At 50.6% G+C, this 12,910-nt stretch carries 11 protein-coding genes; 1 reads left to right on the forward strand and 10 read right to left on the reverse strand.

The window, feature by feature from the left end; all coding sequences use genetic code 11:
• Nucleotides 1-98: 98 nt before the first annotated feature.
• Nucleotides 99-3,590 carry an ATP-binding protein gene (locus ACOQPU_RS24575; RefSeq protein ID WP_420642470.1) on the forward strand — a complete coding sequence of 1,164 codons (3,492 nt, stop codon included), beginning with the start codon at nt 99-101 and terminating at the stop codon, nt 3,588-3,590.
• Between the two features lie 33 nt (nt 3,591-3,623).
• Here the strand turns inward: ACOQPU_RS24575 and ACOQPU_RS24580 are convergent, their stop codons facing one another.
• The 10 genes from ACOQPU_RS24580 to ACOQPU_RS24625 form a co-directional block, all read right to left on the reverse strand.
• Complete coding sequence (locus ACOQPU_RS24580) at nt 3,624-4,829, reverse strand: class I SAM-dependent rRNA methyltransferase (protein ID WP_420642471.1); 1,206 nt, start codon at nt 4,827-4,829, stop codon at nt 3,624-3,626.
• 92 nt (nt 4,830-4,921) lie between these two features.
• The gene (gene mog, locus ACOQPU_RS24585) at nt 4,922-5,419 is read right to left on the reverse strand and encodes a molybdopterin adenylyltransferase (RefSeq protein ID WP_420642472.1); all 498 of its coding nucleotides are present in this window, start codon (nt 5,417-5,419) and stop codon (nt 4,922-4,924) included.
• A gap of 3 nt (nt 5,420-5,422) precedes the next feature.
• Nucleotides 5,423-7,195, reverse strand: coding sequence for an RNA-binding domain-containing protein (locus tag ACOQPU_RS24590; RefSeq protein ID WP_420642473.1), 1,773 nt, complete (start codon nt 7,193-7,195; stop codon nt 5,423-5,425).
• Nucleotides 7,185-7,568 (reverse strand): response regulator, encoded by a 384-nt coding sequence (locus ACOQPU_RS24595; protein WP_420642474.1) that lies wholly within the window; start codon nt 7,566-7,568, stop codon nt 7,185-7,187. The genes ACOQPU_RS24590 and ACOQPU_RS24595 overlap by 11 nt, the downstream gene beginning before the upstream one ends.
• A gap of 35 nt (nt 7,569-7,603) precedes the next feature.
• The gene (locus ACOQPU_RS24600; protein ID WP_420642475.1) at nt 7,604-7,825 is read right to left on the reverse strand and encodes a hypothetical protein; all 222 of its coding nucleotides are present in this window, start codon (nt 7,823-7,825) and stop codon (nt 7,604-7,606) included.
• Nucleotides 7,826-7,899: 74 nt separating this feature from the next.
• Nucleotides 7,900-8,469 (reverse strand): hypothetical protein, encoded by a 570-nt coding sequence (locus tag ACOQPU_RS24605; protein ID WP_420642476.1) that lies wholly within the window; start codon nt 8,467-8,469, stop codon nt 7,900-7,902.
• Nucleotides 8,470-8,739: 270 nt separating this feature from the next.
• The gene (locus tag ACOQPU_RS24610) at nt 8,740-9,186 is read right to left on the reverse strand and encodes an OsmC family protein (RefSeq protein ID WP_420642477.1); all 447 of its coding nucleotides are present in this window, start codon (nt 9,184-9,186) and stop codon (nt 8,740-8,742) included.
• A complete protein-coding gene (locus tag ACOQPU_RS24615; RefSeq protein WP_420642478.1) occupies nt 9,183-9,530 on the reverse strand; it encodes a hypothetical protein in 348 nt (115 codons plus the stop codon). The genes ACOQPU_RS24610 and ACOQPU_RS24615 overlap by 4 nt, the downstream gene beginning before the upstream one ends.
• A 14-nt stretch (nt 9,531-9,544) precedes the next feature.
• Nucleotides 9,545-11,689, reverse strand: coding sequence for an alpha-glucan family phosphorylase (glgP, locus tag ACOQPU_RS24620; protein WP_420642479.1), 2,145 nt, complete (start codon nt 11,687-11,689; stop codon nt 9,545-9,547).
• Between the two features lie 221 nt (nt 11,690-11,910).
• A complete protein-coding gene (locus ACOQPU_RS24625; RefSeq protein ID WP_420642480.1) occupies nt 11,911-12,840 on the reverse strand; it encodes an ATP-grasp domain-containing protein in 930 nt (309 codons plus the stop codon).
• Nucleotides 12,841-12,910 lie beyond the last annotated feature (70 nt).

Consider the following 12,910-nt stretch of genomic DNA (forward strand, 5'->3'; position numbering starts at 1 on the left):
GCATAAAGAATTGCGCCATTTGTGCTTAGCAACTTGAAAATGATGTAGGTTTTGTAAAGTGTAAGAATTGTACAAACCGTGTTAATTGAGCTGTATTGATGACCGAGCAGGAACAGTTACACCAAGCCATTCACTCGCTAGATGAGAAACGCACCCTCCTGGGGGATGCTGTTGTAAACACCACCATTGCCGCCCTGCAAGAAAAGCTCACCGCAATTGATGCCCTCTCTCAAAACCACGTTGACGCTAAAACTGCCCAGCGCAAACAAGTAAGCATTCTATTCGCAACCATTACCGGTATTACGAACGTTGCCGATGCTTTGCCAGATACCAATATGCTGGATGTTATGAATGGTCTTTGGCGACGCTTAGATCAGGCCATCACTTTTCAGGATGGCACCATCGACAAGCACATGGGTGAGGCGGTGATGGGTTTGTTTGGCGTACCGGTTGCTCATGAAGATGATGCTGAACGTGCCATTCGGGCAGCCCTGCAAATGCGGGCTGCGCTTAGCGACTTTATTTTAGAGCAGTCAAGCAGTAAAACACCTGTTTCTGAGAAGGAGATGGCTCATTTACGCCAGCTGCAAATTCGCATAGGCATCAATACGGGGCCAGTTATGTTGGGCCGTGTCGGCAGCAGCGAGGAGTACACGGTCATTGGTGATGCGGTCAATGTGGCCAGCCGTCTGGAAAAATCGGCTCCGCCAGGCGGCATTCTCATCTCTCATGATACGTACATGCTGGTTCATGATCGCTTCAATGTTGAACCTCTAGGATTGGTGACGATTCGCGGCCGTTCAGAACCAATCCAGGTTTATCTGGTATTGGGGCTTAAACCGCGCCTGTTTTATGCTTCTGGCCGTGGCGTTGAAGGTGTGGAAACCCGCATGGTGGGGCGGGATGCAGAACTAACTCAACTAAAAGAAACACTGCAACATGCGGTTGAGAAGCGTATGGGGCAGGCGTTGATTATCACAGGTGATGCGGGTGTGGGGAAATCCCGACTCATTCATGAGTTTAGTAATTGGGTGCGGGCATTGCCGTATGATGTACCAGTGTTCAAGGGGCGTACCTATCAGCAGATTAGCCAGTTACCATATAGCCTCATTCGCGACATGCTGGCGACTCATTTTGAGATTCAAGACAATGACCCGCCGTCGGTGGCAGAAGAGAAGCTGGTGCAGGGGATGGGCAAGTTCATGGGGCAGGAAAATGATGAGCTTCGCACCCGCGCCAACATCATTGGCCAACTCATTGGGCTGGATTTGTCAATTAAGGTGCAGTCGTTGGGGCAGACGGGGGAAGCACCGCAGTTGCGCCAGGCGGCTTATGAATATTTGGCTCAGTTTTTTGAGGTTATTGCGGCGCATAATTCGGCCGTTTTGCTCTTTTTGGAGGATTTGCATTGGGCCGATGAGGCATCGCTGGACTTGATGCAACATCTGGCTGATAGCTGCCAGAAGGTACCGCTATTGATGATTGGGGTGGCACGGCCGTTTGATGGGCCAGCTGGCTTAAGACGAGAACGGCCGTTGCCCGGCACGCATATTCACCTTGATTCACTCTCCCCAGAAGAAAGCCACCAACTGGTACTAGAAATCTTGCAGAAGCTGCCAGAAATTCCAGCCGACTTGTCGGATTTGCTGTTGGAAAGAGCAGAAGGCAACCCGTTCTATGTCGAAGAACTCATCAAGGTATTGATAGAAGATGGGGTGATTATTGCCGGCGAGGAGCAATGGCAGCTGCGGCGCAACCAGCTTACCGAGGTGCGCGTGCCGCTCAACATCACCTCTGTGTTGCAGGGCCGACTGGATCGCCTGACCCATATGGAACGGGTGACGTTGCAGCGGGCGGCTGTGGTGGGGCGTGTGTTTTGGGATACGGCCGTTACCCAAATGAATGCCGCAGCCGAAGACCCACTAGATGCCAACCAGACGCGCACGGCCTTGCAAGCGTTAGAAAAACGGGAAATGATATTCCGGCGGCAATCCTCCGGGTTTGCTGGAACCCAGGCATATTTGTTTAAGCATGCGATTTTGCATCAGGTTACCTATGAATCGGTACTGCTGCGGGCACGTCCTAAATACCATAAGCAGGTTGCCGACTGGCTGGCCCAGCAAAGCGGAGAGCGTATTTCTGAATATGCTGGCACCATTGCCGAGCATTATGAACATGCCGAAGAAAAGTCGATGGCGGCCGAACTGTACGAAATGGCTGCCCAGCGTGCCCAAGACATCTTCAACTTGCATTTAGCCACTGACTTTTTCTGTCGCTCCCTCTCATTGCTTACAGAGATGTCTCATTACGCCCTGTGGCAGCTGCGCTTGCAGGATGATTTGGGCCAACTGTTGCTAAGGCAGGCGCGTTTGGTCGAAGCTGCTCAAACGTACATGACCATGCGCTTCACGGCCGAAGAGGATGGGGATTTGCTGCTTCAGGCCCGCGCCTGGAATGGATTAGCGGGGATTCAGAAATATCAGGCAGATTTTGTGTCGATGTTAGAAAGTGCGCTCCAGGCGGAGCGCGTAGCCTGGTTGGTGAATGCAGAGTCTGCCTGGGTAGAAGCGTTGCTGCTTAAAAGTGAGGCACTGTTGCAGCAGCGGGATGTAGAAATGGCGATCCTGGCGACCCAAAAGGCGTTGGAAACAAGCCAGCAGCTAGATGAGCCAGAGCTGCTCACCCGCAGTTTAACGCAAGCATGTGAAGAGCACATAAAAATCGGCCGTTACCGTCCAGTTGAGCAATATTTAGCGCAACTAAAAGGCCAATCTGCCTTGCTAGAACGGTTGGGTAATCAGCCTGCATTGGCATTGGCGAACCGAGCTATTGGTGAGGTAAACAATCGGCTGGGCCGATTTGATAAGGCGGTACATTGGCTCCTGGCTTCGATGAAGGTGTATCGGGAGTTGGAAGACCAATTGGCAATTGGCCAAATGTTGAATTTATTGGGGGAGACGTCTCGGCTGCGGGGGCAATCTAACCAGGCAATTCCGTTCTACCGCAAAGCGTTGACCATTGCCAACGGTTTGGGCGATCAGCTAGAAATCATGAAGGTGCGAACCAATTTGGCGGCTGCGCTCGTTGATTTAGAAAGCTACGAGGCAGCGGAACGGGCAATACGTGGCGTCACGCACTTTTTGGAAGATTTTGGCAAGATGGCTGGCTGGTATGAAAGCTCGCGCGTGTATGTTTATCAGGCGTTGACATATTTAGGCAAGGGGCAATTGGATGATGCGCTCCGGTTTGCGAATCGCGCCCACCGCAAGGCGGCCATTCAGGAAAGTGACTCTGGATTGGGGTTTGCCTGGTACGGTCTGGCTCAGGTGTTGGCGAAAGGGGGTAGGGCGGTACGGCCGTTACAAATCGACAACACCACGTATACGGCTTCCGACTGCTTTGCCGAAAGTTTCCGTCTCTTTTCTACCGTCAATGGGGGTGGGGTAGCCTCTGCCAGAGATCAGGCACGGACGCTGTGGGCGTGGGCTGCGCATGAAGCCGCCATTGGCAATGAAAGCCAAAGCCAGCGGCTAAGCCAGCGCGCCGAGGAATTAGCTAAAGCACAAGGCATTCAGCTGCCAAACTGGTAGATATTCCCAAGTAAACCACAAAACTGTACTTTTTTACGAAACCCTGCATAAAAATCCCTTCAAATAGGCTGATTCAGGAAAGGTGAGCAGCACTGGATGGTCTGGCCCTTGTGAAAGGGTTTGAATGATTTGAACCTGTCGGTTGGCATCTACCGCCGCACCAAATAACACTTTTTGGAACAGCTCCGCACTGATGAGGCCTGAGCAGGAGAAAGTTGCCAGCAGGCCGCCCGGCGTTAGCAGTTGTAATGCCAGCCAGTTCAAATCTTTGTAGCCGCGACAGGCATAGGGTACGTCCCGCTGGCTGTGGGCAAATTTGGGTGGGTCCAGCACGATCAGGTCGAAGCGTTGATTGTTGTCGCGGTAGTGGCGCAGAATGTCGAAGGCGTCGCCAGCCAGATATTCGTCCTGCGGCCGTTTCCAACCGTTGCGTTCTACATTTTGTTCCGCAAGTTCTAGGGCGTTGTATGAGCTGTCTACGTGCGTTACCTGCTGTGCGCCGTTGGCAATGGCGTAAAGGCCAAAGCCGCCCGTATAGGCAAACACGTTGAGGACGTTTTTGTTAGCGACGTGTTGGGGTTGGCAAACGGCCGTTCGGTTCTCCCGCTGATCCAAATAAAAGCCGCTTTTATGCCCACCTAGCAGATTGACGCCAAACAAGATGCCATTCTCCTGAATGACAAGGGTGTCTGGTGGTGGTTCGCCGGAGGCAACGCGGCGGATGGTGGGCAGCCCTTCTTTGGCACGCACATCAGCATCCGACCGCTCCACAATGCCTTTTGGCTGCCAAATTTGGTTGATCGCAGTTAAAATTGTCTTCTTTTGGGCTTCAATGCCTGCGGTGAGTGACTGCATCACCAAAAACTCACCATATTTGTCTACGATGAGGCCCGGCAGCCCATCCGCTTCGGCATTAACGAGGCGGTAGGCGGTGGTAGCGGGTTCCAGTTGCAGTTGTTGGCGGTGTTTGTGTGCTTGTTGCAGACGGCCGTTCCAAAATGCCGCATCAATTTGTTCATCTACATCCCAACTAAGCAAGCGCACCCGAATTTGTGAGTGGGGATTGAAGGTGCCGGTCGCCAGGAAACGGCCGTTGCTATCCAAAACCTGCACCAAATCCCCAGATTGTGGCTTGCCTTCTACTCGGCCAATCGCCCCAGAGAACAGCCACGGGTGCCGGTTCAGCACCGATTTTTCCCTGCCACGCTTCAAAGTAAGCTGCCCTGTGATTCTCTGCATCAATATTCCCAAAACCTGTAGCAAAGATTCGCAGATTGAAGCGTTTATTTCATTCAATCTGCGGAATCTTTGATTTTTATTTGCTTTTCAGCCTAAACTTGACGGTGTTGGCTTTCGCTATTGGGGGCTTCAGTGAGCAGTTCCAGCGCGTGGGGCAGAATCGGCAGCAGTACATCCATATTTTCGCGCACAGCTTTGGGATTGCCTGGCATGTTGATAATAAGCGTTCGCCCCCGAATGCCTGCTACTGCCCGCGAGAGCATCGCATGGCGTGTGATTTTCAAACTCTCAGCTCGCAGGGCTTCGGCAATGCCCGGCGTTTCCCGTTCAAGAACCGCTTTGGTGGCTTCCGGCGTTACGTCGCGGGGAGCAAAGCCCGTGCCGCCACTGGTGAGAATCAGATTAACTCCCGCATCACACCAATCAATGAGCGTGTTGATGATGGCTTCCATTTCATCTGGCACGATGGCCCGTTGGCTCACCTGCCACGGTGTATAGTTTTGCACAATGTCCGCCAGAATGGGGCCACTGCGATCCTCATATTCGCCACGTGCCCCTCGATCTGAAACCGTGAGTATGCCAACCTGCATGGATTACTGCGCCTTTTCAATGAGAGATAGCCAATTTTCGTTGAGGCCACTGTCGGTAACGCCATAAAAATAATGGATTGTATCGCCTTCTCTCATGGCCAAATCATACCAAACGTTATCGTTCTTTTTGCGCACATGCAGCACGGCGATGTTCCCTTGCCACGCAATTTCTGCGGCTTTAGGTGCGCCATTTTCTTCTACTTTGGTGATGGCGTAATGCCATAGCTTGCGTGCCGATGAGCGCGTGACGTTCTTGATGAGGTTGCCGTTACGTAGATCACGCACGGTGTGGTAGTAAGTTCCCTTGCGTTTTTCACTCTTCACAATTTCTACGCCGGTTCGCGGTGTCTCAACCACTTTTGAGGGGGCGTCGGTGATTTTTGGCGCAAGCTGGCCGATGGGTGGCAATGGCGGCAAGGCTGCTTCGGCTTGAGATGTTTCGTGGCCCGTATGGACCAGGCGCACGATTTCGTCACGCACGGCCAAACTGGTCTCGGTGTCATCCCGAATGTAAAAGAGGTTGTCCTCTATCGCATACGGTTTATCTTGTCCAGGTAGCACGGTGATGCGGACAATCTGCTTGCCTTGCGAGGGCAAGTTGTCGATGTGGACGTTTGGTTCTGGCGTGAGCTTGTTGCTGACGGCCGTTTGTAGCCGTTCGATAGCCCCGTTATGGTCTCGCACGCCCACGGGTTTTTCTTTAGGATTAGCAGAAACACCAATGTAAATGGTGCCGCCGTTGCCATTAGACATGGCGCAGACGTCGCGTAGAACCCTGTTTTGGTGCCCACCGCGCTGGGCCATGGAAGCGTGGAACGATTGGACAATTGATTCTCCCTCTTCCCGTGCTAACTGCACAAAGTCGATGGGATTGGCTGGGCCGCGATACGGCCGTGTCAAAGATAAATCACTCCCTTTTAGTACCTCGGCCAGGGCCTCAAAAGAGACTTCACGCAGCAAAATCTCGGTAACACGGTCGCCAACGCCCAACGATTTGGAGTTGGGGGATTCGCGCAGCAGCCGGTGGGCATCTGAGCCTTGGATACAGCGCATGGCGCGGGGATATTCTGGCTTGGAGCCATCAAAAAAGCGACGGGTAGTATAGCGACCTCGCTTTTCCAGGTCAGTTACTTCCAAAACGTGCAGGTTAGGGTCTTGCGTGTAGGCAATGCGCGTTTGCCCACCAAAATCGAGGCCGCGCATGGCCACGCCATTGCTGGAGTTTGCATGGGCAGCAATTACAATGCCGCCTGCCTCATTGATGACGCGATAGGCGGTGAGCACATCAGCGGTGGCACCTACAGTGGCACTGCCCTGACTTAGCGACTCCAGCGGAACGCGTAAGGTCAGCAGCAAATGTTCCAAAAAACTGATGGGTGTATCCTGAGGGAAGATGCCTAGAATGTGGAAGCCGAAGGTAGCCGTAAATTCAAAGCCAGGGAGGACCAGGATTTTTTCTAGCAGACGTCGGTATTCATCCAGTCGCCGTTGTTCTTCAAGGTCTAGCCGCCCTAGCTCTTCCAGCCAGAGTAGCTGCTCCACTTCTTTGCGCATGGCAGCAAAGCCCGCCACGGTGTTGTGGTCTGTAAAGGCGATGATGTCCAGACCGCGAATTTCGGCCTGGCGCAGAATATCTAGATAGCTGGCGTTACTTTCTTGGTAATCGCTGGAACCGGGGGTATGCAGGTGCAAATCCATGCGACGCCATTGGCGGGAGCTGGATGATCCACCCGATTTGCCGCGCGGTTTGCGGCGGCGTGAGCGACTATTGCTCATTGTTTCCCCCTTTTGCCAATATTTCGGTGATGGCCTCTGAGAGAGTGTTGGGTGGATAGGGTTTGAGCAAAAACAGATTGGCACCAGCCTCGATGGAATCATCTTCACGCCGGTAGTCGCCTGAGGTGACGATAACGGCCGTATCCTCAGGCGCATTTGTCTGTCCAGCACGAACCGCACGGAGTAAATCCAAGCCACTTTTGCCGCGTGCCAAATGGCAATCAATCACAAACGCTTTGGTTTCTAATGAAGTAATCGCTTCTGCCTGCTCCTGGTCGGCACAGGCATCAACAATGAAACCTTCCAGCTCCAACAGCATTTTAATTAAACTTGAGTTGGTATGGTCGTCGTCTACAACGATTATTTTTGTCATAACATTCTTCGGGGGCTACACACCCAAAGGAGACTTTATTTGCCGTCGCCCAACGAGGCAATGCCGCGAATGACACCAATAATAGCAATGCCAGTGCTTAGCAAGTCTCGAGTAGAGATTTCAGGCGGGCCTCCCTTGCTGCTTTCAGCAGAGCGAGCCAGCAGATATGCAGTGCCAGCACCCAGCAAGGCCCCACCAATGGCACCAACGAGTAAAAGATTTGTTTTCCAGTTTGGGTTTAGATTTTCTTGATTCATGAAGTTTGCTACTCCGCGAGTGAACGATTTTTTTCGGTTTTGTTAATACAAATGGATTGTGAAACGAGACATCGCTACTGGTTTGGAGATCGATCCATCAAACGGGCCAGACGTGTGTTGATGTACATTATTGTCTCGTTAAATCGGATGACAGGATTGGCCAGCTTAGGAATTTGCTTATCAACTTGCCCGTAAACACCACTGAGTCGTTGATCCAGTTTCCACAAAAGTAGCCGGAGACGGCCGTATGTGTTTCTTAATGTTTCGCCTTCTTCCTTGCGGGATTGTCGCCAGTAGATTGCCCCACCAATAATTCCGGCCAGCAGCAGCCCAAAAATGAGGAGGACAGGCAACATGAAAAAAATTAAAATGATGTCCGCCACGCCAGAAAGAAACAGGCGTGTATCTTCAAACGGCGGCCAAATTGCCACGATGAGCAGATAGATAAACAGGCCAATGGCCGCTACCGTGAGTAATCCCACCGGCAAATAAATTGCCAACCGGTTGAATCGTTTTAACTCTTCGGCTCGTTGCAGTTGAACGGCCGTTGGCTCAAACGTGTCAGCAGGGGGAGGTGGTTGCCAGCTATTGGGTGGGCCAACTTCAGAATAATATGATTGCGATTCATTAGAAAGCGAATTCATTTTTCTCGATTATATCAGTGCAGGAGCTTCAACTTTTGCCGATTGTATATTCCAAAATTAAAGCAGTATGCCAACGTTCAAAACTAGCTGCATTGTAACACATCTGCGATTTTTTTGACATTTTATGTGAAATGAGAACAGACACCAATAATGAAAAATTCCCTATACTGCGGTATAGGGAACCGATAAATCGTTTTGAGCAAAAAAGATTGGATAAAAAGTTTACGATGCACAAAATTGGTTTGGTGACCTATCCCCACAAATAAGTGCTTAGGGAGAGTTAGCAGCAACAATCTCATGGCTGTGGCTCAATTCAGCCACTCCACGAATTGTTGCGGCTACCGAACAATATTTCTCCTCAGAAAGCACAATGGCTCGCTCAACTTTTTGGGGGTCTAAGTCAACGCCTTCTACTGTGTAATGCAAATGGATGTTTGTGAATTGATAAGGTGGTTCAGATGCTTGTTGCCCGTCTACACTGATATACAGATTGGTCAAATCCTGACGTTGGCGACCCAAGATCATCACAACATCGTACGCAGAACAGGAGGCCAGGCTTAATAGCAGCAAGTCGGACGGTTTTATGGCTTTCCACTCTTGCCAGGAATCATTGTCGTTATTTGGCCATGAGCCAGACATTACCACATGGCCGAATGAATCCCGGCCAATAAACATTTGGCTACCTTGACCTGTCCATTTTAGGGCAACGTTACTCATGGTGTGCACCTGCTTTCCTCAATGGGTAATGGGGCATCACTAATGGGGTCATAACATTGGCAGAAGTTTGTGTTCTGGTTACGGCCGTCTCCCTCCCATAAAAAGTAGCGAATAGAAGTTTGACTGCAATTCTCCGCCCCGCGCGCGTCCCGAACCCACTCAATGCCAATGCCGCTAGATGCTTCTTCCTGAACCATAAAAAAGCGCATATGGCTGCGAGGATCATCCCTAAATTGAAGCTCTCCCCGCGTTGCCAGAAAAAAGGCAAACGTGGGGAAAGCCATAATAAACAGCCAAAAAACGATTAGGATGGCATAGCCCAGCCGTTTAAACCAGCGGTTCATTCTCTACTCATCGCTTACGCTGGCGTGGCTTCGCTCGCCAAAATCGCCTTCACATACAGTTCAGTTGTGTACTCTTTAATCATACGGCGAGTACCAAACATTGGCGCATTAGAACGAATACTCTCGCGCATGATTTCTACCCAACCACGGGGAATACCATCGCGGTCGCGATCGTAATAGAGCGGTACAATTTCATCTTCGAGGAGTTGGTAAATAGAGTTAGCGTCATATTCATCCTGGGCGTCTTGGTTATCAAACTCACGTTCGTCCCCAATGGCCCAACCATTGGCACCGTTATACCCTTCTACCCACCAGCCATCTAGGATGCTCAAGTTTGGAATGCCGTTAATGGCAGCCTTCATGCCGCTGGTGCCGCTGGCTTCACGGGGACGACGCGGGTTGTTTAGCCACACATCAACTCCCTGCGTTAAGTAACGCGCCATGTGCATATTGTAATCCTCAACAAAAGCAATACGGCCGCCTAGCTGGTTGTGCTTGGCTAAGTTATAAATATGTTGGATAAGCGATTTGCCCGGTTCGTCTGCCGGGTGTGCTTTACCGGCAAACACAATCTGTACCGGGCGGTGAATATCTAACAAGATGCGCTGGAGACGTTCCAGATCGCGGAAGATAAGTGTCGCTCGCTTGTAAGTAGCAAAGCGGCGAGCGAAGCCAATCGTTAATGCCTCTGGGTCTAGTAGCGTGCCGCTAGTTAACACCTGTGTCGGATCGTTACTGCCATTTACCCAGCGGCTGCGTACACGCTCACGCAGGAAGCCCATTAGCTTGCGCTTTAAGGCCAAATGAACGAGCCAGAGTTCCTCATCAGGTGCTTCTGCTAGACGCAACCAAATCTTAGAGTTGTCATGCTCTTTAAGCCAGCCGGGACCTATATATTTGTCGAAGATGTTGTGTATTTCGCCGGCAATCCAGGTAGGTACATGAACACCGTTTGTAATAGATGAGATGGGAACATCATCTGCTGAATTGCTTGGCCACACTTCTTGCCACATTTCACGTGAGACTTCTCCATGCAGCTTGCTAACACCGTTAGATAAACCTGAAAGTCGGAGTGCCAACACGGTCATGTTAAATGCCATGCCCCACTCTTCTTCGTGCCCACCTAAACCCAGAAAATGTTCACGGGAGATGCCTAATTCATCCCAATAGCCATTGAAATATTGTTCTACTAAATGGAAACTGAAAGCATCGTGGCCGGCAGGCACCGGCGTGTGGGTTGTAAAAACAGATCGTTTGCTAATGATGCTTGAGGCCTCTTCAAAATTCTTGCCTTGGGCTACCAACTCGCGGATACATTCCAAAATGAGAAAGGCGGAATGCCCCTCGTTCATATGCCATATGGACGGGTTGATGCCCAACACGCGCAAAGCCCGTACGCCGCCAATGCCCAGCATGATTTCCTGGCGAATACGCGTTTCGGAGTCTCCAGAGTAGAGTCGGGCCGATAGCTCCCGATCCCACGGTTCATTTTCATCCACATCGGTGTCCAGCAGGAACAGTGGATTGCGACCAACGCGCACGTGCCAAATTCTGGCATGAACTGGGCGACCCGCCAGGTTAACCGAGATACGTATTTCATGCCCGTTACCATCTAATACAGGCAGAACAGGGGCTTGGCTGATGTCTAGCTGTTGGTAAACTGCTTCTTGCCAACCGTGAGATGGCAATCTTTGGCGGAAGTACCCTTGGGGATACATAAACCCTACGCCGACAAAAGGCAAGCCTAGATCGCTGGCTTCTTTGGCATGGTCCCCAGACAAAATGCCCAAGCCACCAGAATAAATTGGCAAAGAGTTATGCAACCCAAATTCAAAAGAAAAATAAGCGATGGTCTTATCGCCCAAATCGGGATATGTTTCGTGGAACCATGTGCCATTGTTGTTCATGGTTTCATCGAAGAGCATCATTACTTTGTTGTATTGTCTGATAAAGGTGGAGTCTTGGGCGGCCTGGTGCAGTTTGGCGGGGCTAATTTCCTGGAGCATTTGTACTGGATTATGGAGCGTTTTGCGCCATAGGGGATAATCAAGGCGGCGGAAAAGTCCTCTTGCTTCGGGTGTCCAGCTCCACCACAGATTGTAAGCCAGCTCCGCAATACGGCCGATTTTTTCAGGAACTTTGTCATTTAAGTGCATCATGTTTGCTTTCCTTTTACTTACGTAAATGGCTGTTGTTTCCCAGTTTGGGATATGATGTTGTGAAAATCTCTAGAATTTTCTGTCATCTACGAAATGAATAGATTTCTAGCTGCGCTTCAAGATGTTTGAGATGTCGTGAATGGTATTGGTTGATGCATCAACTAGTTGGCGAGGATTATAACACGCATGGGGCGTTTTGGCGCAACAAATTGTGCTTATTTTTAACTTGTTTGTTCTTGCTGGTTGAAGACACCGGTTTGGGGTAACGGCCGTTTCGCACGTTTAATGGCTAGTGCGGCAATCTGGGACACAAGCCACAGAAATTGTTCTTCGTTCATCAGAGCTAGATCGATGTCAGGCGTAGGGTAAGTGCCGTTGATAACGTAGGCGACCTCATCTTTGATGACAAATTCCACCATATTGATGTCGTATTGGTACGCTTGGGTAATCCGCAGGGCATCAGTGGCTAGCTGCTTGCCGAGTTCGCTGTCATTGTCGAGAGTCATTTGCTGGTAACGGCCGTTTTTCACCGAATAGTTCAGCGATAGCACGTTTTCTTGCCCGATGACAAAGCTGTGCACATGCTGATCTGACTCGATAATTTGCTGTAATATTTTGGTGCGTGAGCCACTTTCATCATACTGCTGAATGAGTTCATCTACATTATGAACTCGAGCAACGCCTCGCCGCCCTCTGGCCTGGTTATCCTTAAAGATTGCTGGCACGCCCACAAAATCAATGATTGCTTGCCAATCCATCGGATATTCTAGATTGCGGAACGTATTGGGCGTGGCATCTCGTTCTACTTGCTTGTTGGGGAGAACCACGGTGCGTGGACTTTTTAATCCCAATTTATTTACGAGAGCCGTGCCTGAAAATTTGCTGTCGGCTGAGAGGGTGTAAGGGTTGTTGATGATGTAGGTTCTCTGAATGGCGGCATATTTGAGGAAGGCCCGATAGTATGGAATTTCGTGGGAGATGCGGTCGATGATGACATCGTAATCACATGTTTCGCCCATAAAAGTGCCGCCGAGCTTTACCAATTTGGCGGTGACGTTCTCATCGCTGTCGTTGACCATCTGCATAAATGCTTCCGGCCATTCCCATTCTTGCCCAATGATGAGACCGATTTTTTTAGCGCGTTCACTCATTTATTTTCTCCCAAATGGTTGTCTATTTGCTGTGGGGAAGACAATACCCCAAACAGTGCTTTGTGCCAAG

Source organism: Candidatus Leptofilum sp. (assembly GCF_965223285.1).
Taxonomy (GTDB): domain Bacteria; phylum Chloroflexota; class Anaerolineae; order Promineifilales; family Promineifilaceae; genus Leptofilum.

Bases quoted from the DNA above. Each gene is read 5' to 3' on its own strand.
- ACOQPU_RS24575 (WP_420642470.1), top strand. From the start codon at position 99: ATGACCGAGCAGGAACAGTTACACCAAGCCATTCACTCGCTAGATGAG.
- ACOQPU_RS24580 (WP_420642471.1), bottom strand. From the start codon at position 4,829: ATGCAGAGAATCACAGGGCAGCTTACTTTGAAGCGTGGCAGGGAAAAA.
- mog (WP_420642472.1), bottom strand. From the start codon at position 5,419: ATGCAGGTTGGCATACTCACGGTTTCAGATCGAGGGGCACGTGGCGAA.
- ACOQPU_RS24590 (WP_420642473.1), bottom strand. From the start codon at position 7,195: ATGAGCAATAGTCGCTCACGCCGCCGCAAACCGCGCGGCAAATCGGGT.
- ACOQPU_RS24595 (WP_420642474.1), bottom strand. From the start codon at position 7,568: ATGACAAAAATAATCGTTGTAGACGACGACCATACCAACTCAAGTTTA.
- ACOQPU_RS24600 (WP_420642475.1), bottom strand. From the start codon at position 7,825: ATGAATCAAGAAAATCTAAACCCAAACTGGAAAACAAATCTTTTACTC.
- ACOQPU_RS24605 (WP_420642476.1), bottom strand. From the start codon at position 8,469: ATGAATTCGCTTTCTAATGAATCGCAATCATATTATTCTGAAGTTGGC.
- ACOQPU_RS24610 (WP_420642477.1), bottom strand. From the start codon at position 9,186: ATGAGTAACGTTGCCCTAAAATGGACAGGTCAAGGTAGCCAAATGTTT.
- ACOQPU_RS24615 (WP_420642478.1), bottom strand. From the start codon at position 9,530: ATGAACCGCTGGTTTAAACGGCTGGGCTATGCCATCCTAATCGTTTTT.
- glgP (WP_420642479.1), bottom strand. From the start codon at position 11,689: ATGATGCACTTAAATGACAAAGTTCCTGAAAAAATCGGCCGTATTGCG.
- ACOQPU_RS24625 (WP_420642480.1), bottom strand. From the start codon at position 12,840: ATGAGTGAACGCGCTAAAAAAATCGGTCTCATCATTGGGCAAGAATGG.